The sequence below is a fragment of the Sphingomonas sp. BK481 genome, assembly GCF_014194875.1.
GTDB lineage: Bacteria > Pseudomonadota > Alphaproteobacteria > Sphingomonadales > Sphingomonadaceae > Sphingomonas > Sphingomonas aerolata.
In genome coordinates this window covers 202,649-220,482 of the sequence record NZ_JACIAP010000004.1, presented here as the reverse complement: position 1 = coordinate 220,482, position 17,834 = coordinate 202,649, and the positions used below count along the sequence as shown (strand labels likewise).

15 protein-coding genes are annotated in these 17,834 nt (G+C 71.5%); 12 read left to right on the top strand and 3 right to left on the bottom strand.

Annotated features, from left to right (window positions below; translation table 11 throughout):
- Positions 1-5: 5 nt before the first annotated feature.
- From cobN to cobJ, 5 genes are read left to right on the top strand one after another with little or no spacing between them, the layout of a single operon-like run.
- Positions 6-3,299 carry a cobaltochelatase subunit CobN gene (gene cobN, locus FHY04_RS10120; protein ID WP_183936320.1) on the top strand — a complete coding sequence of 1,098 codons (3,294 nt, stop codon included), beginning with the start codon at positions 6-8 and terminating at the stop codon, positions 3,297-3,299.
- Positions 3,296-4,420 carry a cobalamin biosynthesis protein CobG gene (locus FHY04_RS10115; RefSeq protein ID WP_183936319.1) on the top strand — a complete coding sequence of 375 codons (1,125 nt, stop codon included), beginning with the start codon at positions 3,296-3,298 and terminating at the stop codon, positions 4,418-4,420. Before cobN ends, FHY04_RS10115 begins: the two co-directional genes overlap by 4 nt.
- Entirely contained in the window at positions 4,420-5,049 is a 630-nt protein-coding gene (locus FHY04_RS10110) for a precorrin-8X methylmutase (protein ID WP_183936318.1), read from the top strand. Before FHY04_RS10115 ends, FHY04_RS10110 begins: the two co-directional genes overlap by 1 nt.
- Before the next feature lie 53 nt (positions 5,050-5,102).
- Entirely contained in the window at positions 5,103-5,825 is a 723-nt protein-coding gene (cobI, locus tag FHY04_RS10105; RefSeq protein WP_333980969.1) for a precorrin-2 C(20)-methyltransferase, read from the top strand.
- Positions 5,822-6,586: a precorrin-3B C(17)-methyltransferase gene (gene cobJ, locus FHY04_RS10100; protein WP_183936316.1), complete on the top strand. Its 765-nt coding sequence runs from the start codon at positions 5,822-5,824 to the stop codon at positions 6,584-6,586. The genes cobI and cobJ overlap by 4 nt, the downstream gene beginning before the upstream one ends.
- Here the strand turns inward: cobJ and FHY04_RS22545 are convergent.
- A complete protein-coding gene (locus FHY04_RS22545) occupies positions 6,562-7,311 on the bottom strand; it encodes a cobalt-precorrin-6A reductase (protein WP_183936442.1) in 750 nt (249 codons plus the stop codon). The genes cobJ and FHY04_RS22545 overlap by 25 nt on opposite strands.
- On the opposite strand from FHY04_RS22545, the gene cbiE reads away from it, so the two are divergent.
- The 6 genes from cbiE to cobF are packed head-to-tail and all read left to right on the top strand — an operon-like array spanning position 7,310 to position 12,461.
- On the top strand, positions 7,310-8,506 hold the full coding sequence (gene cbiE, locus FHY04_RS22540; RefSeq protein ID WP_183936315.1) for a precorrin-6y C5,15-methyltransferase (decarboxylating) subunit CbiE: 1,197 nt from the start codon (positions 7,310-7,312) through the stop codon (positions 8,504-8,506). The genes FHY04_RS22545 and cbiE overlap by 2 nt on opposite strands.
- Complete coding sequence (locus FHY04_RS10085; RefSeq protein WP_183936314.1) at positions 8,503-8,868, top strand: cobalamin biosynthesis protein; 366 nt, start codon at positions 8,503-8,505, stop codon at positions 8,866-8,868. The genes cbiE and FHY04_RS10085 overlap by 4 nt, the downstream gene beginning before the upstream one ends.
- Complete coding sequence (cobM, locus tag FHY04_RS10080) at positions 8,865-9,650, top strand: precorrin-4 C(11)-methyltransferase (protein ID WP_183936313.1); 786 nt, start codon at positions 8,865-8,867, stop codon at positions 9,648-9,650. The genes FHY04_RS10085 and cobM overlap by 4 nt, the downstream gene beginning before the upstream one ends.
- Before the next feature lie 8 nt (positions 9,651-9,658).
- Positions 9,659-10,981 (top strand): cobyrinate a,c-diamide synthase, encoded by a 1,323-nt coding sequence (locus tag FHY04_RS10075; RefSeq protein WP_183936441.1) that lies wholly within the window; start codon positions 9,659-9,661, stop codon positions 10,979-10,981.
- Complete coding sequence (gene cobA, locus FHY04_RS10070; protein ID WP_183936312.1) at positions 10,978-11,697, top strand: uroporphyrinogen-III C-methyltransferase; 720 nt, start codon at positions 10,978-10,980, stop codon at positions 11,695-11,697. Before FHY04_RS10075 ends, cobA begins: the two co-directional genes overlap by 4 nt.
- The gene (gene cobF, locus FHY04_RS10065) at positions 11,694-12,461 is read left to right on the top strand and encodes a precorrin-6A synthase (deacetylating) (protein WP_311724411.1); all 768 of its coding nucleotides are present in this window, start codon (positions 11,694-11,696) and stop codon (positions 12,459-12,461) included. Before cobA ends, cobF begins: the two co-directional genes overlap by 4 nt.
- Before the next feature lie 3 nt (positions 12,462-12,464).
- Here cobF and FHY04_RS10060 read toward each other — a convergent pair whose 3' ends face one another.
- Positions 12,465-15,623, bottom strand: coding sequence for a helicase-related protein (locus tag FHY04_RS10060; RefSeq protein ID WP_183936311.1), 3,159 nt, complete (start codon positions 15,621-15,623; stop codon positions 12,465-12,467).
- Between the two features lie 91 nt (positions 15,624-15,714).
- Positions 15,715-16,470, bottom strand: a complete 756-nt coding sequence (locus FHY04_RS10055; RefSeq protein WP_183936310.1) for a Crp/Fnr family transcriptional regulator — start codon at positions 16,468-16,470, stop codon at positions 15,715-15,717.
- Between the two features lie 114 nt (positions 16,471-16,584).
- Here FHY04_RS10055 and FHY04_RS10050 point away from each other — a divergent pair, with 114 nt between their 5' ends.
- Positions 16,585-17,706 (top strand): alpha/beta hydrolase, encoded by a 1,122-nt coding sequence (locus tag FHY04_RS10050; protein WP_260171437.1) that lies wholly within the window; start codon positions 16,585-16,587, stop codon positions 17,704-17,706.
- The last annotated feature ends 128 nt before the right edge of the window (positions 17,707-17,834 follow it).

The following is a 17,834-nucleotide window of genomic DNA, read 5'->3' as shown; positions in this document are numbered from 1 at the left end:
CGGCGATGCACGTCGTCTTCCGCGAAAGCCACGGGCTGGAGGAAAGCGCGGTCCCGCAGGACCTGGCGCAGAGCCCGGCGGATCTCGTCGTCCTGTCCTTTTCGGACGGGGATCTCGGCGCGTTCGCGGCCGGGTGGCGGCGTGCGGCGGCGAGTGGAAGCCCGCTGCCGTCGCTCCGGCTCGCCAACCTGTCCGCGCTCGCGCATCCGCTGTCGGTCGATACCTATGTCGAGCGGACGCTGAGCGGGAGCGGTGGGGCGAAGGGGATCGTGATCCGGCTGATCGGCGGGCGGTCCTACTGGTCCTATGGGTTGCAGCAGGTCGAGACGCTGGCGCGGGCGTGGGGGATCGCGCTGGCGGTGCTGCCGGCCGACGGGCGGATCGACGCGCGGCTCGATGCGGCGTCGACGGTGCCGGTGTCGACGCTGCGCCGGCTCGCCGCGCTGTGCGACGATGGCGGCGCGGTCGCGGCGCAGGCCGCGCTGGCGCAGATGGCGCTGGCGGCGGGGCTCTATGCCGGGCCGGTCGCGGGGGTGAAGACGGTCCCAGAGGTCGGCGGCTGGCAGCCGCGCGACGGGGTGACGTGCCCGGCGGCGTTCGCGATGACCGCGACGCGGCCGCGGATCCTGCTGATCTTCTACCGCTCCTACCTGACCGCTGCCGATCTCGACCCGGTCGAGGCGCTGCATGCCGGGCTGAGTGGGGCGGGGTTCGACGTCGTCGGGCTGTTCGCGCCGTCGTTGAAGGCGCCGGGCGTCGCGGGGTGGCTCAAGCGCTGGGTCGTCGCGCTCGCCCCGGCGGCGATCGTCAACGCGACCGCCTTTTCGGGCCGCGGCGTTGACGACACATCGCCGCTCGACGGAGCAGGTGTGCCGGTGTTCCAGGTCGCGCTGGCGACGTCGGACCGTGCCGCCTGGGCGGGATCGACGCGCGGGTTGTCCCCCGCCGACCTGGCGATGCACGTCGTCCTGCCCGAGGTCGACGGACGGCTGTTCGCAGGCGTCGCGAGTTTCAAGGAGGACGGCGTCCGCGACGACGCTCTCGGCTATGCTCGGCGCGAGCACCGGGCTGACCCCGAGCGGATCGCGGCGATCGTCGCGCGCGTCACCGCGTGGGTGCGGCTGGCGGAGCGGCCGGTCGCTGACCAGCGGCCCGCGGTCGTGCTGTCGACCTATCCGGGCAAGGACTATCAGATGGCGCATGCGGTCGGGCTCGACGCGCTGGCATCCGCCGAGGCGATCGTCGAGGACCTGGCGGCGGCGGGTTACGCGACCGGCGGCGCGGCGCCCGAAGCGCTGGCCGGGGCGCTGGCGACGGGGCGGATCGCGTGGCCGGTCGCGGCGTATCGTGCGGCACTTGGGGGCCTGCCGGCCGTGTTGCGCGATGCGCTCAAGGAAAGCTGGGGCGCGCCCGAGGACGATCCGGCCTGTATCGACGGCGCGTTCCAGTTCGCGGGCGTCGAGCGGGGGCGCGTGGTGATAGCGCTCCAGCCCGAACGCGGGCGCAGTGCGGCGCGGGTCGGGGAGTATCACGACCTGTCGCGCTGTCCCTGCCACGCCTATGTCGCCTTCTATCTGTGGCTGCACGCGCGCGGGACCGATGCGCTGATCCATGTCGGCGCGCACGGGACGCTCGAATGGCTGCCGGGCAAGGCGGTCGCGCTGTCGGGGGAATGCTGGCCCGAGGCGCTGACCGGGGCGATGCCGGTGCTCTATCCGTTCATCGTCAACGATCCGGGCGAGGCGGCGCAGGCACGGCGGCGGATCGGCGCGGTGACGATCGGCCACGTCCCGCCGCCGGCCGCGACGACGCGCAGCGGCGCGGGCCTGGGGCGGCTCGAATCTTTGCTCGACGAGTTTTCAACAGCCGACGGGCTCGACCCCGCGCGCCGCGACCGATTGCAGCGCGACATCGCCGACGAGGCGCGCGCGACCGGGCTGGCGGCGACGCTGCGGCTCGACGAGGCGGCGAGCCAGGCGGAGGCGATCACGCGGATCGACACGTTCGTGTGCGACGTGAAGGAGAGCCAGTTCGGCGACGGGCTGCACGTCTATGGTCGCGGCGAACAGGGCGAGGCCGAGCGCGACGGGCTGCTGAGCGCGTTGCGGGGCAGGCGGATCGCGGCGGGGCCGTCGGGGTCGCCGTGGCGCGGACGCAGCGACGTCCTGCCGACCGGGCGCAACCTGTATGCGACCGACGCGCGCGCGGTGCCGTCGCGCGCGGCGCATGCGCAGGGCGTGCGGCTGGCCGACGAACTGGTCCGCCGGCATCTGCAGGACGAGGGCGACTATCCGCGCGCGCTGGTCGTCGACCTGTGGGCGTCGGCGACGATGCGGACCGCAGGCGAGGAATTCGCGATGGCGCTCCACCTGCTCGGCGCGGAGCCGGTCTGGGATCATGCGTCGGACCGGGTCACGGGGGTCGAGATCCTGCCGCTGGCGAGGCTCGACCGGCCGCGGATCGACGTGACGCTGCGCGTGTCGGGGCTGTTCCGCGATGCGTTTCCCGCGCTCGGCCAGATGTTCGGGCAGGCGGTGCGCGCGCTGGCGCTACGCGACGAGCCCGGTGACTGGAACCCGTTCGTCGGCGCTGCCGTCGGTGCGCGGGTCTATGGGCCAGAACCGGGTCGCTACGGGCTCGGGCTGGGTGATGCGGGCGAGGCGTATGGCGAGGCGGCGCGGGCGGCGGCGGGTGCGGCGTGGCTGGCGGCGTCGAGCCATGCGCTGGACGGGGCGGGCGACGTCGGTGCGACGCGGTTCGATCCAGCGGGGATCCGCGACCGGGTCGTCGCCGCCGACGCGTTCGTCCATGTCCAGGACCTGCCCGAGACCGACCTGTTGCTCGCCGCGGATTATGCCGCGCACGAGGCGGGGTTCGCGGCGGCGCAGGCGGTTGCCGGGGGTAAGGGCGCGGCGCTGTATCATCTCGATGCGCGCGATCCGGAACGGCCGCGTGCGCGTCCGCTGGATGAGGAGATTGCGCGAGTCGTCCATGCGCGGGCGGCGAACCCGGCCTGGGTCGAGGGGATGATGCGGCACGGGTTTCGCGGCGGCGCGGAGATCGCCGCGACGCTCGACCATATGGCGATGTTCGCGCAGCTGGCGCGGGTGGTGTCGCCCGAGCTGATCGACCTCTATTATGATGCGACGCTGGGGCGCGACGCGGTGCGTGCGTTTCTGGAAAGCGCGAACCCCGCGGCGCTGGCGGCGATGACCGCGCGGTTCGCGGCGCTGCACGCGGCGGGGCTGTGGCCGACGCGGCGCAATTCGATCCTCGCGCAGCTCGAGCTGCCGGCATGAGCGCGTTCGCCGTCAAGGGATGGTGCCCCGATGCGTGGCGGCCGATGGCGGCGGGCGACGGGCTGCTGGTGCGCATCCGCCCGCCGCTCGGCCGGCTGACGCGCGCGCAGACACTCGCGCTGTGTGATGCGGCGATGGCGTGGGGAAATGGCGAGATCGACGTGACCAGTCGCGCCAACCTGCAGATCCGCGGTGTGACCGAGGCGGGCTGGCGGGGGCTGGTCGAGGCGTTGCTGGCGGTCGGGCTGATCGATCCCGATCCGGAGCGCGAGGCGCGCGGCGCGATGCTGGTCGCGCCCGACTGGCGGGACGGGGACGACACGCAGCATATCGCCACCGCGTTGCGCGAGCGATTGGCTGACCTGCCGGTGCTGCCTGGCAAGGTTGGTTTTGCGATTGATGCGGGGCTCGCGCCCGTGTTGACCCGCGCGCCCGCCGATTTCCGGGTCGAGCGCGCGGTGGACGGCAGGTTGCTGGTCCGCGGCGAGGGGCGTGCGGCGGGGGTGGACGTGACGCGCGACACCGCCGTCGACGCGCTGGTCGCGCTGGCGCGGTGGTTCGTCGACAGCGGCGGTGCGGCGGCGGGGCGGATGGCGCGCCATGCGGCGGCCGTGCCGGGGGCCGCGACCTTGGTTCCCGCGCCCACCGCGCCACCGCCCGAAGCCGGGGCGCATCCGCTGGGCGCGGCGGTCGCGCTCGGCTTCGGGCGGATCGCGGCAGTAGAGTTGCGCGACCGGATCGCCGCGGACCCGGTCACGGCGATCCGCGTGACGCCGTGGCGGATGCTGATCCTCGAAGGCGGGGTGGCGGATAGCGCGCGTGACCAGAGCAGCGTGCGCGCCGGGGTCGACGCCTGTGTCGGTGCGCCCGCCTGCCCGCAGGCGAGCGTCGCGACGCGCGACCTCGCGCGGCGGCTCGCTCCGTTGGTTGCTGGTAGCCTGCACGTGTCGGGATGCGCCAAGGGCTGCGCGCGGGCGCGGCCTGCGGACGTGACGCTCACCGGGCGCGCCGGGCGGTTCGATCTTGCCCTGCACGCGCGGGCGGGCGCGCCGCCGCTGCTCGGCGCGCTCGAACCAGCTCAGATTATCGCCCATTTCTCCCAGCCGTCCGGAGCCGCCTGATGCCCTATGCCTATGAGACCGACGGGGCCGCGATCTATCGCCAGTCGTTCGCGATGATCCGCGCGGAGGCCGATCTCGCGCGGTTTGACGCCGAGGAGGAGCCGGTCGCGGTGCGGATGATCCACGCTGCGGGGCTGGTCGCGCTGGCGGGGGATATCCGCTTTTCGCCCGGCTTCGCACGGGCCGCGCGCGCGGCGTTGCGGGCGGGTGCGCCGATCCTGTGCGATGCGCGGATGGTGACCGAGGGGATCACGCGCGCGCGCCTGCCGGCGGACAATGCGGTGATCTGTACGCTGCACACGCCCGAGACGGTCGCGCTGGCGAGAGAAATGGCAACAACGCGCTCGGCCGCGGCGCTGGAGTTCTGGCGGCCGCATCTGGCGGGTGCGGTGGTGGCGATCGGCAATGCGCCGACCGCGCTGTTCCACCTGCTCAATATGCTTGAGGATCCCGATTGTCCGCGGCCCGCGGCGATCATCGGCTGTCCGGTGGGTTTCGTCGGTGCGGTCGAATCGAAGGATGCGCTGTGGGCGGCGCAGCCGGTGCCGTGCGTGATCGTCGAGGGGCGGCTGGGCGGCAGCGCGATCACCGTCGCGGCGATCAACGCGCTGGCGAGCGCGGCGGAATGATCGGCGTGGCGGAGCCGTCCGCGACCCTGGTGGCGCCGCCGGTACAGGTGGTCGTGACGGGCACGATCCACGGCGTCGGGTTGGGGCCGGGGGCGTGCGACCTGATGAGCGTGCGCGCGGACCGTCTGGTGCGCGGCGCGCGGCATATCGCCTATTTCCGCAAGGCGGGACGGCCGGGGCAGGCGCGGCGGATCGTCGAGGGGATGCTGCGCGACGACGTGATCGAATATCCCATGGAATATCCCGTCACCACCGAGATCGCGCTGTCCGATCCGCGCTACAACGACCGGCTGTCGGGCTTTTACGCGGGGTGCATCGATCACCTCGCGGCTCTGGCGCTGGGCGGCGAGGACGTGGTGGTGCTGTGCGAGGGCGACCCGTTCTTCTACGGATCGTTCATGCACCTCTATACGCGGTTGCAGGGGGTCGCGCCGGTCGCGGTCGTCCCCGGCATTACCGGCATGTCGGGCGCCTGGACCGCGAGCGGCGCGCCGATCACCTGGGGCGACGACGTGCTGACGGTGGTGATGGGGACGCTGCCCGAGGCGGACCTGGTGCGGCGCATCCGCGATACCGACGCGCTGGTGGTGATGAAGATCGGCCGCCACCTCGCCAAGCTGCGCCGCGCGGTCGCCGCGGCGGGGCGCGAGGAGGCGGCGTGGCTGGTCGAATATGCGGCGATGGCCGAGCAGCGCGTCACGCGGCTGTGCGAGGCGGATGCGGTCACGCCCTATTTCGCGATCCTGCTCATCCACGGGCAGGGGCGGCGGCCATGATGCAGAGCGCAGGGACCGGCTGGCTGGCGATCGCCGGGCTGGGGCCGGGGGATGCTGCGCTGGTGACGCCCGAGGTCAGCGCGGCGCTGGCCGAGGCGACCGACGTGATCGGCTATATCCCCTATGTCGCGAGGGTTCCGGCGCGCGACGGCCTGACACTGCATGCGAGCGACAACCGGGTCGAGATCGACCGCGCGCGCCATGCGCTCGAGCTGGCAGCGGAAGGCGCGCGCGTCGTCGTCGTGTCGTCGGGGGATCCCGGCGTGTTCGCGATGGCGGCGGCGGTGTTCGAGGCGCTCGAGGCGGGACCGGCGGCGTGGGGCGCGATCGACATCCGCGTGCTGCCGGGGATCACCGCGATGCTGGCGGCGAGTGCGCGCGCGGGCGCGCCGCTGGGGCATGATTTCTGCGCGATCAACCTGTCGGACAATCTGAAGCCCCAGGCGCTGATCGAGCGACGCGTGCGGCTGGCGGCGGAGGCCGATTTCGCGATCGCCTTCTACAATCCGCGATCGAAGGCGCGACCCGACGGGCTGGTCCGCGCGTTCGAGATCCTTCGCACGACGTGCGGCGACGATCGCCCGGTGCTGTTCGCGCGGGCGGTGTCGACGCCCGAGGAAGCGCTGTCGATCGTACCGCTGACCGAGGCGCGGGCGGAGATGGCGGACATGCGGACGATGGTGATCGTCGGTTCGAGCCTGACGCGGATCATCGCGCGGGCGCAGGGGCCGATCCTCTATACGCCGCGGTCCGCGCCATGATCGAGCCAGTAGAGCACCGCGTCGACCGTATCGACCGCGTGTCGAGCGGGCAGCGGCGGACGGTCGATCATGATCACCGGCAGGCCGAGCGTGCGCGCGGCGACCAGCTTGGCCGCCGCGCCGCTGCCGCCCGCGTTCTTGCACACGACCAGGTCTGTCGCGTGATCGCGCATCAATTGGGTGTCGCCGGCGGCGTCGAACGGGCCGCGGTCGACGACCAGGCGGTGGCGGGGCAGCGGCGGCGGATCGTCGGGCGTATCGACGAAACGCAGCAGATAGTCGTGTTGCGGCTGCTGCGCGAAAGCGTCGACATGCATCCGGCCGAGCGCGAGCATCACGCGCTGCGGCGGGCCGGCGAGCGCCGCGACGGCGGCCGGGATATCGGCGACGCGGTGCCAGCGATCGCCCGCGACCGGGGTCCAGGCGGGGCGGGCGAGCGCGACATGCGCGACGCCCGCCTGTGCCGCGGCGTCGACCGCATGGCGGTGCATCTGCGCGGCGAAGGGATGCGTCGCGTCGATCAGGTGCGTGACACGGTGCTCTTTGAGATAGGTAATGAGGCCTCCGACGCCGCCAAAGCCGCCGATGCGGATGGGGACCGGCTGCGCGCGCGGGCTGGCGACGCGGCCGGCATAGCTCAGCACGGTCGGATCGCCGCGCGCCGCCAGCCGTGCGGCGAGCGCGCTGGCTTCGGTGGTGCCGCCGAGAAGCAGGATGGTCGGAATGACTGAGGCTCCGTGGCTGACGATCGTCGGGATTGGCGAGGACGGCGCGGCCGGGCTGTCCGCCGCGGCGCGCACGGCGCTGGCCGATGCCGAGATCGTGACGGGCGCGACCCGGCATCTGGCGCTTGCCGGCGAGCTTAGGGGGGCGGTCGAGGCTTGGCCAGTGCCGTTCGAGGACGGGATCGCGCGGCTGATCGGGCATCGCGGTAAGAGGGTGGTGATGCTGGCATCGGGGGATCCGTTCTGGTTCGGCGCGGGGACGTCGGTGACGCGGCATCTGAGTTCGGGCGAGTGGATCGCGCATCCCGCGCCGTCGAGCTTCGCGCTGGCGGCGGCGCGGCTCGGCTGGGGACTCGAGGACTGCACATGCCTGGGGCTGCATGCCGCGCCGTTCGGCCGGTTGCGGCCGCATATCACGCGGGGGCGGCGCGCAATCGTGCTGGTGCGCGACGGGGCGGCGGTCGGCGGGCTGGCGGCGTATCTGGATGCGGCGGGGTTCGGCGCGTCGGCGCTGCACGTGCTCGAGGCGCTGGGCGGGCCGCGCGAACGGATCCGCGTTGCGACTGCAACGACGATGGCGTTCGACGACATCGCGCATCCGGTCGCGGTCGGGATCGTCTTCGACGGGGCGGGCGCGGTCGTGCCGCAGGCGGGGCTGTCCGACGACTGGTTCGCGCATGACGGGCAGATCACCAAGTCGCCGATCCGCGCGGTGACGCTGGCCGCGCTCGCGCCGAAACCGGGCGAGAACTTGTGGGATATCGGCGCGGGATCGGGATCGATCGGGATTTCGTGGCTCCTCGCGCACGCGTCAATGCGGGCAATTGCGTTCGAGGCGGATCCGGTCCGCGCGCGGCGGATCAGCGACAATGCCGCGACGATGGGCGTCGACCGGCTGGTGGTGGTCGAGGGGCGGGCGCCCGAGTGTCTCGACACGCAGGCATGTCCCGATGCGGTGTTCGTCGGCGGGGGGCTGTCCGAGGCGCTGTTGCGCGCGCTGTGGCCGCGGGTCGAGCAGGGCGCGCGCATCGTCGCGAATGCGGTGACGCTCGAATCGGAGGCGCTGCTGACGCAGTGGCAGGCAGCGCAGGGGGGGAGCCTGATGCGGATCGAGGTGGCGCAGGCGGTGCCGATCGGGACGCGACGTGGGTGGCGCGCGCAGTACCCGGTGGTGCAATGGGCGTATCCGGCATGATCGTCGCCGGTTTTGGCTTCAATACGGCCGCGGATGCCGCCGCGTTGCGCGCCGCGCTGGCCGCCGCGCAGCAGGGGCTGCCGCCGGTCGAGGCGCTGGCCGCGCCCGACGACAAGCAGGGGCTGCCCGGCGAGATCGCGGCGCTGCTGGGTCTGCCGCTGATCACGGTCGATCCCGCCGCGCTGACTGCGGCCAGTCCCGCCACCCGGTCGCCGGTAAGTCTTGCCGTGCGGGGGACCGGCAGCGTCGCGGAGGCCGCTGCACTCGCCGCCGCGGGGCAAGGCGCGCGGCTGCTGACCCTTCGCCATGTTTCGCCGTGCCGACGCGCGACCTGCGCCATTGCCCAAGGATTTCGACCATGACCGTGCATTTCATCGGTGCAGGGCCGGGTGCGCCCGACCTGCTGACGTTGCGGGGGCGCGACCGGATCGCGATGTCGCCGGTGTGCCTCTATGCCGGGTCGCTGATCCCGGAGGCGCTGCTCGAGCATTGTCCGCCCGGTGCGCGGATCGTCAACACCGCGCCGATGGACCTCGACCAGATCATCGCCGAGATCGTCACCGCGCACGCAGGGGGGCAGGATGTCGCGCGGCTGCATTCGGGGGATCTGTCAATCTGGTCGGCGATGGGCGAGCAGCTGCGGCGGCTGCGCGCGCTGGACATTCCGGTGACGATCACCCCCGGCGTCCCCGCCTTTGCCGCCGCCGCCGCCGCGCTCGAGGTCGAACTGACCTTGCCCGAACTGGCGCAATCGGTGGTACTCACGCGGACGCCTGGGCGGGCAAGCTCGATGCCGTCGGCCGAGACGCTGGCCGCGTTCGCCGCGACACAGGCGACGCTGGCGATCCATTTGTCGGTGCACAATCTGCCGCAGGTCGTCGCGGACCTGCTGCCCGCTTATGGTGGCGACTGCCCGGTCGCGGTGGTGTGGCGCGCGAGCTGGCCCGACGAGCAGATCGTCCGCGCGACGCTGTCGACGATCGAGGCGGCGGTGACGGGGCGGCCCGAGCGGACCGCGCTGATCCTGGTCGGGCGCGTGCTGGCGCCGGGCGATTTCGCGACGAGCAGCCTGTACGCGCAAGGCTATGACCGGCGGTTCCGGCCGCAATCGGCGGAGTCCCGGTTCGCAGGAGACACGCCATGACGCGCGGCATGACCCCGGGGCTGCTGGTCGCTGCGCCTGCGTCGGGAACGGGGAAGACGACGGTGATGCTCGGGCTGTTGCGTGCGCTGCGCGACGACGGGATCGCGGTGCAGCCGTTCAAATGCGGGCCCGACTATATCGACCCGGCATTCCACCGCGCGGCGAGCGGGCGCGCGTCGTTCAACCTCGACAGCTGGGCGATGACGGGGCGGCGGCTCGACGGGATCGCGGCGCGCGGCGACGATGCGGACATGACGCTGGCCGAAGGGTCGATGGGGCTGTTCGACGGGGTGGCGCACGCGGGCGCGACGGGCAATGGCGCCAGCGCGGACGTCGCGCGGCGGATGGGCTGGCCGGTCGTGCTGGTGATCGACGTGTCGGGCCAGGCGCAGTCCGCGGCGGCGACCGCCCTGGGGTTCGCGCGCTATGATCCGGGCGTGCGGGTCGCAGGCGTGATCCTCAACCGCGTGGCGAGCGAGCGGCACGAGCGGCTGGCGCGCAGCGGGATGGAGGCGGTCGGGATCCGCGTGTTTGGCGCGCTGCCGCGGCGCGGCGACCTGACGCTGCCCGAGCGACATCTGGGTCTGGTGCAGGCGATCGAACATCCCGCGCTCGACGCGCAGATCGCGGCCTATGCGACGTTCCTGCGCGCGCATGTCGATATCGCCGCACTGCGCGAAGCGGCGGCCGCGACGCCGCGTCCCATGGCGCAGGGGACGATGGTGCCAACCCCGCCGGCGCAGCGGATCGCGCTGGCGCAGGATGCCGCCTTTTCGTTCACCTATGCGCATGTGCTGGACGGGTGGCGCAGCGCGGGGGTGGAGATCCTGCCCTTTTCGCCGCTGGCGGATGAGGCGCCGGCGAAGGATGCCGATCTGGTCTGGCTGCCGGGGGGCTATCCCGAGCTTCATGCCGGGGTGCTGGCAGCGGCGGACCGGTTCCGTGCGGCGCTGGCGCTGCATGCCCGGACGCGACCAGTGCACGGCGAGTGCGGCGGGTACATGGCGCTGGGCGAGGGGCTGATCGATGCGGACGGGACGCGGCACCGGATGGCCGGGTTGCTCGGGCTGGTGACGAGTTACGAGAAGCGGCGGATGCATCTGGGCTATCGCCGTGCGACGCTGCACGCGCCGATCGGCGGGATCGCGGCGGGGGCGATGCTGGCGGGGCATGAGTTCCATTATTCGACGATCCTCGACCAGCCCGACGCGCCGCTGGCGCAGGTGGTCGACGCGAATGCGCAGGCCGTACCCGAAACCGGCTCGCATCGCGGCGGCGTGACGGGTAGTTTCTTCCACATGATCGCCCCCCTTGGCCCACCGGCTGCATGACCGGTTTCGTTTCGTTCGTCGGATCCGGCCCCGGCGACCCCGAATTGCTGACGCTGAAGGCGGTGACGCGGTTGCAGCGCGCCGACGTCGTGCTGTTCGACGATCTGTCGTCGGGCGCGGTGCTGGGCCATGCGCGCGTCGGTGCCGAACTGGTCGCGGTCGGCAAGCGCGCGGGGCGGCCGTCGCCGCGCCAGTCGCATGTCTCGCAGCTGCTGGTCGACCATGCGCTGACCGGCGCGCGCGTCGTCCGGCTGAAGTCGGGCGATGCGGGGATGTTCGGGCGGCTGGAGGAGGAGATCGTCGCGCTGCGCGAGGCGGGCGTGGACTTCGAGATCGTCCCCGGAATCAGCGCGGCGAGCGCCGCCGCCGCCGCCGCGGCGATACCGCTGACGCGACGCCTGTCCGCGCGCCGGGTGCAATATGTCACCGGCCATGACGTGACCGGGAAACTGCCCCAGCAGCGCAACATGGCTGCGCTCGCCGATCCGGAGGCGACGACGGTCGTGTTCATGCCGCAGCGGACCTTTCCGGCTCTGGTCGAATCGCTCGTCGCACATGGTCTGTCGGGCGACACGACCGCGCTGCTCGCGGAAAATGTCGGGCATCCCGACCAGAGCCTGACCTGGTCGACGATCGCGGGGCTCGCGGCGCGGCTGGCGGGGGGCGTGTCCGACAAGCCCGCGCTGATCCTCTATGGCTCGCTGATGGCGCCGTGAGCGGTGGCGAGATCGCGATATCGCTGATCGGGATCGGCACGGGCAATCCCGATCACGTGACGCGCGCGGCGGTCACGGCGATGAACGCTGCCGACCTGATCCTGCTTCCGCGGAAAGGCGCGGGGAAGTCCGATCTGGTTGATCTGCGCCGGACGATCTGCACCGCGTTGCTGACCGGGCCTGCCAAGGTGGTGGAGTTCGACCTGCCCGAGCGCGATGCGGACGTGCCGTACCGTGCGGCGGTGGACGCGTGGCACGACGCTATCGCGGCGGCGTGGGCGGCGCAGATCGCAGAGCATCTGCCGGGCGGAGGACGGGTCGCGTTCCTCGTCTGGGGGGATCCGTCGCTCTACGACAGCAGCCTGCGCATCGCTGACCGGCTGCGCGCGGGAGGGCGGTCGATCGGGGTCAGCGTGGTGCCGGGGATCACCAGCCTGCAGGCGCTGACCGCGGCGCATGCGATCCCGCTCAACACGCTCGCCGCGCCGGTGACGATCACCACCGGTCGGCGGCTGCGCGCGGAGGGGTGGCCGGCGGGAGTCGAGACGCTGGCGGTGATGCTCGACGGAGCGTGTACGTTCGAGACGCTCGCTCCCGAGGGCATCATGATCTGGTGGGGGGCGTATCTGGGCATGGCGCAAGAGGCGCTAATCGCCGGGTCGCTTACTACGGTTGGACCAAAGATCGTCACACGCCGTGCCGGGCTGCGCGCCCGGCACGGCTGGATCATGGACGTGTATCTCCTGCGCCGCACGGGCGGCTGAGCGTCACTCCGACAGGTCGCTCAGCAGCTCGCGGACGCGATCGAGGCGGGCGAGGGGATCCTCGATCCGTTCGCGGACCAGCCAGCGGCGCTTCGCCGGTTCGAACGGCGCCGGAAGGGCGGCGGTCGGATTCCCCGGGGTGAAGGCGATGGCCCCCGGGCCGACATCGATCTGGCGAATGTCGGCGGCGGCGGCGAGTGCGCGGATCCGCGCGCATTCGAGCAGGCGGACGGCATTGTCCGGCAGCGCGCCGAACCGGTCCTCGAGCTCGGCCTGGAACGCGTCGAGCGCGGCGATGTCGGTCAGATGCGCGAGCTGGCCGTAGAGCGTCAGCCGCAGGTCGGTTTCGGGGATCCACGCCTCGGGGAGCATGCCGCCGACGCCGAGATTGAGCACCGGCTGGCACTGATCGACCGGTTCGCCACGCGCGGCCTTCAGCGCGCGGCCGAGCAGGTGCTGGTAGAGGTCGATACCGATCAGCTTCATGTGGCCGGCCTGATCCTCGCCGACCAGATCGCCCGCGCCGCGCATGTCGAGATCACGCGCGCTAATCGCGAACCCCGCGCCGAGCTGGTCGAACGCCTGGAGCGTGCGCAGGCGCTTCATCGTCGCCTCGGCAATCATGGCCTCACCGTCGGTCGACAGCAGGATCTGGCCGCGCCGGCCGCCGCGTCCGACCCGGCCGCGCAGCTGGTGGAGCTGCGACAGGCCGAACCGGTCGGCGTGGTGGACGATCATCGTGTTGGCGCGCGGCACGTCGAGCCCCGCCTCGATGATGTTGGTCGCGAGCAGCACGTCGCCGTCACCCGCGGCAAAGCCCGCCATGGCGTCGTCGAGCTCGGCGGCGTCCATCTTGCCGTGCGCGATGACGAGGCCGAGTTCGGGGACGAGCCGCGCGAGCGTCTTCGCGAGCGGGGCGATGTCATCGATCCGCGGCACGACGACGAAGCTCTGGCCGCCACGCGCGCGTTCGCGGCGGAGCGCCTTGCGGACCGCGGCGTCGTCGAATGGCGCGACGATGGTGCGGATCGGCTGGCGGCGCGCGGGCGGCGTCGCGATCACCGAGATCGCCTGGATGCCGACCATCGCCGACTGAAGCGTGCGTGGGATCGGCGTGGCGCTGAGCGTGAGGACGTGACCCGCGCCCATGTCGCGCAGCGCTGTCTTGGCCTTCGCGCCGAACCGCTGTTCCTCATCGATCACGACCAGCGCGAGATCGGCAAAGACGACGCCCTTGCCGCCGATCGCGCTGGTGCCGACCACGACCGCGATCGACCCGTCGGCGAGGCCGGCGCAGACGCGCTTGCGCTCGGCAGGCGTCGACAGCCGAGACAGTGCAGCGACCTCCAGCCCGGTGCCGACAAAGCGCGTGCGGAACGTTTCGAGATGCTGGCGGATCAGCACCGTGGTGGGCGCGACGATCGCGACCTGGCGACCGGCCAGCGCGACAAGCGCGGCGGCGCGAATTGCGACCTCGGTCTTGCCATAGCCGACATCGCCGACGATCAACCGGTCCATCGGCTTGCCGCTGGCGAGGTCGCTGCGGACCGCGGCGATCGCGCGCGCCTGGTCGGGGGTCTCGGCGAAGGGGAAGCCCGCAGCGAACCGTTCGTAGAGTGCGACATCGGGGACGATCGGCGGCGTCGTCCGCGCGTCGCGTTCGGCGGCAACCGCCTGAAGCGCACGTGCGCTTTCGGCGATCGCGGTGTCGATCGCAGCGCGACGCTTGGTCCAGCTTCCGCCATCGAGCGTGTCGAGCGTCACCGCATCCGCGTCTGCGCCATAACGCCAGATGCGATCGGCTTCATGCACGGGTACGAGCCGGCGGGCGCCCTTGGCATAGTCGAGCACGATGGCGTCGGCCGCGACGCCATCGAGGTCGGGCAGCGCCTCGACCCCGAGAACGCGACCGATGCCGTGATCCTCATGCACGACAATGTCGCCGGTCTGCAGCGTCGCACCTTCGGCAAAGGCCGCAACGCCAACACCGGGGCCGTCGTCCAGTCGTGCGCGGCTGCCGAGCAGATCGGCGGCGGCGACGATGGTGAGATCGGCATGGACAAAGCCCTGGTCGAGCGGAGCGCAGAGCAGTGACACCGAACCGACGGGTGCGGCCGCCGCCTCGGCAAGGCTGTCAACGTGTTCGGCGTCGACGCCGAGCCGCGATGCGAGGAAACGGAGGTCACGCGCGGACCCGGCGATCGCGAGCCGGCCGTCGGCGATCACCGAACGCGCGAAGCGGCGGAATGCGCGGACCGGATCGCGCCGCTCGATGAAGCGCGGGGTGCGTTCGACCGGGGTGTCGGTGGCGAGGATTTGGCGGCCGGCGGTCGCCTTGTTCCAGGCGCGGGCGTCGACCAGCGCGGCCTTGACCTGACGCGCCGCGGTGCCGTCGGCGGCAAGCGCGAGGAAGCGCGTGCGGCGGTCGTCGACCAGAGGGTCGAAATGGAGCGCGGCGTCGGGTAGATGCTCGGTGATCGCGACGCCGTCACCTAGATCGGGTTCGCAGGCGCGACCGACGATTACCGCGTCGAGCGTCTCGAGGCTGCGCTGCGACACCGGGTCATAGCTGCGAATTTCGGTGATAACCGAATCGTCGTCGAATTCGATCCGGGCAGGGTTCGCGCGGTCGGCTGGAAACAGGTCGACGACGCTGCCGCGGATCGCGATCTCGCCGGGTTCGTCGACGCGGTCATCGATCGTGTAGCCGATCGTGTCGGCGAGCGCGGGCAGCGCGGCGATGTCGATCGTGTCGCCCACGCGGAACACCGGTGGTGCCTCGTCGAACGCGGCGGGGGCTGGATAGCGGACTGCGCTCGCCTCGGCGGAGAGGACGAGGAGAATCGGGCCGGTCGAGGCTGTAGCGGTCGCGGCGCGCAGACGGCGCAGCGCCTCGACCCGGCGCCCGACATTGGCGGCGCTGGGCGGCGCGGAGTCGCCGGGGAGCGCATCGCTCGCAACGAGATGGACGACGGTCATCGCAGGGGCGAACCCCTCCGCGAGACAGGCGATTGCCTCGGCGCGCGCCTCGTCCTCGACCACCAGAATGGCACGGTCGATCCCGGCGGTCAGCAGCTCGGCAACGACGATCGCCGCGGGCAGTTTTGCCGGTGCGGCGCGCGTGTCGCCCGGCAGGTCGATATGGTCGGTACGCTTCAGCATGGCCCCTCCGGTCGGGCCGTTGGCGCCCATTGAATGAACGGTATGCGGACCGGCTCGTTCCGTGATCCGTGCACGAAATGTTCCGACCGGCTCAACCGAGCAGGCGTCGATACTCGGATTCGGCATGGCCATAGGTGTCGCCCGCCATCCGCATCAGAATGTCGCGGTCGCGGACCAGCACGCGGCCTCGGACCGAGCGAATCGCATGCTCCTCCTCGAGCCGGTGCAGCGCTTCGGTCACGCTGCTGCGACGGACGCCGAGCATCAGGCGGAACTCCTCATGCGTCATGCAGATCGCGTCGTCGCGGATGCGATCGTGATAGAGCAGGATCCAGCGCGCCATGCGTCGCTCGATCGAATGCGCAAGCGACGATACGATCGTGCGGCCCATCTGGGTCATGAACACCTGCACGAAACGGAGCAGCGCGAGCTGCAGCGTGTCGCTCTGCGCGGCGGCGGCGTGGAAGCGATCGAGCGGGAGCTGCAGCGCGACGCCCTGTTCGGCGCGCATCACGACGTCATAGGGCGAGCGGTCGTCGCCGAGTAGTGCGGACCAGCCGACAAAGCCCTCCGCACCGATCAGCCCGACCGCGAACCGATGATCGCCCTCGAGCGCGTCGAGCACGCCGGCGATCCCCTCCTCGGGAAAGCAGAGCGTCTCGATCCGGTCGCCCGCCCGTGTCAGCGACGCGCCGACCTCAAAGGGGACGCGGTCGAGATGCGGGGCGATCAGTGCGAAGTCGGTGGGGCTCAAGCGCTGAAGCAGCCGGTTTTCTGTGCCGCGTGCCGACGACGCGTCGCCAGCCCCATCCCGGTTGATGGTCTCCAGTCGATTGTCGCCCGCCATCACGCCCCCTGAAACACTGCACGAATTCAATACGATCCGGTCTTCGTCCGGTTTCGTACAGCAACTCCCACGCCGCCGCCGGGGTTGCGCCTCTCAATGATACAGGAGGCAATTTTGACACATTCCATTCGACGGACGCTGCTCGCCGGCGTGTTTGCATCGACGCTCGTAATCATCCCGGGCACCGCGTTCGCCCAGTCGGCGCGCAGCGACACCGCGCCGCCGCCGCCCCCGCCGCCCGCCACGAAGATGGCGCCGGCCAAGGCTGCACCCGACATGCAGGCCGTCCTCGACGCGCTGGCCGGTCTCGGCGGCAAGCCGATCGAGACGCTGACGCCCGCCGAAGCACGCCAGCAGCCCTCGGCTGCCGATGGCGCCAAGGCGGTGATGGCACAGAAGGGCATGCCAACGACCCCCGACGCATCGGTGACGACGCAGGACATGCCCTATGGCAGCGACGCCAAGCAGTTCGCCCGCGTGTACAAGCCGGCGAGCGCCGCCAATGCCAAGGGCCTGCCGGTCGTGGTCTATTATCACGGCGGCGGCTGGGTGATCGCGGATGTCGCGACCTATGACGCGGCACCGCGCGCGATGGCAAAGGCGCTGAATGCGATCGTCGTGTCGGTCGAATATCGTCATGCGCCCGAGTTCAAGTTCCCCGCGCAGCATGACGACGCGGCGGCGGCCTATCGCTGGACGCTGGCCAATGCCGCGGCATGGGGTGGCAACCCGGCGAAGATCGCGGTTGCGGGCGAGAGCGCCGGCGGTAATCTGGCGGTCGCGACGGCGATCTATGCCCGCGACAATCGCCTGACCGCGCCGCTGCACATCGTCTCGGTCTATCCGATCGCCAACAGCAGCAAGACGCTGCCGTCGCGCCGGGATTCGGCGAATGCGAAGCCGCTCAACGGCGCGATGCTGCCGTGGTTCGGTTATTACTACCAGACCAGCAAGGCGGATGCGCAGGATCCGCGGCTGAACCTGGTCGGGGCGAACCTGCGCGGGCTGCCGCCGACGACGATCATCAACGCGCAGATCGATCCGCTGCGGTCGGACGGCGAGACGCTGGCCGCGGCGATGCGCGCGGCGGGCGACAAGGTCGAACAGCGCACCTTCCCGGGCGTGACGCATGAATTCTTCGGCATGGGCACGATCATGCGCGGCGCCAAGGATGCGAACGATCTCGCGGTGGCACGGCTGAAGGCGGCGTTCGCCATGGCTCCTGCGAAGCGCTGATGCGTTGGGAGGGGAATAGTTTCTCCCTCCCATTTTTGCAGCGAGTAATGCCATGACGTCGACGACCCATGCCTCTTCGCCCCGCTATCGTGCGTTCGGGCCGGTTGTGGCCCTGCCGATGGCGGAGC

What these genes read in the sequence shown, in the direction of transcription:
- cobN (WP_183936320.1), top strand. Translation starts at nt 6, where the DNA reads ATGCACGTCGTCTTCCGCGAAAGCCACGGGCTGGAGGAAAGCGCGGTC.
- FHY04_RS10115 (WP_183936319.1), top strand. Translation starts at nt 3,296, where the DNA reads ATGAGCGCGTTCGCCGTCAAGGGATGGTGCCCCGATGCGTGGCGGCCG.
- FHY04_RS10110 (WP_183936318.1), top strand. Translation starts at nt 4,420, where the DNA reads ATGCCCTATGCCTATGAGACCGACGGGGCCGCGATCTATCGCCAGTCG.
- cobJ (WP_183936316.1), top strand. Translation starts at nt 5,822, where the DNA reads ATGATGCAGAGCGCAGGGACCGGCTGGCTGGCGATCGCCGGGCTGGGG.
- cbiE (WP_183936315.1), top strand. Translation starts at nt 7,310, where the DNA reads ATGACTGAGGCTCCGTGGCTGACGATCGTCGGGATTGGCGAGGACGGC.
- FHY04_RS10085 (WP_183936314.1), top strand. Translation starts at nt 8,503, where the DNA reads ATGATCGTCGCCGGTTTTGGCTTCAATACGGCCGCGGATGCCGCCGCG.
- cobM (WP_183936313.1), top strand. Translation starts at nt 8,865, where the DNA reads ATGACCGTGCATTTCATCGGTGCAGGGCCGGGTGCGCCCGACCTGCTG.
- FHY04_RS10075 (WP_183936441.1), top strand. Translation starts at nt 9,659, where the DNA reads ATGACCCCGGGGCTGCTGGTCGCTGCGCCTGCGTCGGGAACGGGGAAG.
- cobA (WP_183936312.1), top strand. Translation starts at nt 10,978, where the DNA reads ATGACCGGTTTCGTTTCGTTCGTCGGATCCGGCCCCGGCGACCCCGAA.
- FHY04_RS10060 (WP_183936311.1), bottom strand. Translation starts at nt 15,623, where the DNA reads ATGCTGAAGCGTACCGACCATATCGACCTGCCGGGCGACACGCGCGCC.
- FHY04_RS10055 (WP_183936310.1), bottom strand. Translation starts at nt 16,470, where the DNA reads ATGGCGGGCGACAATCGACTGGAGACCATCAACCGGGATGGGGCTGGC.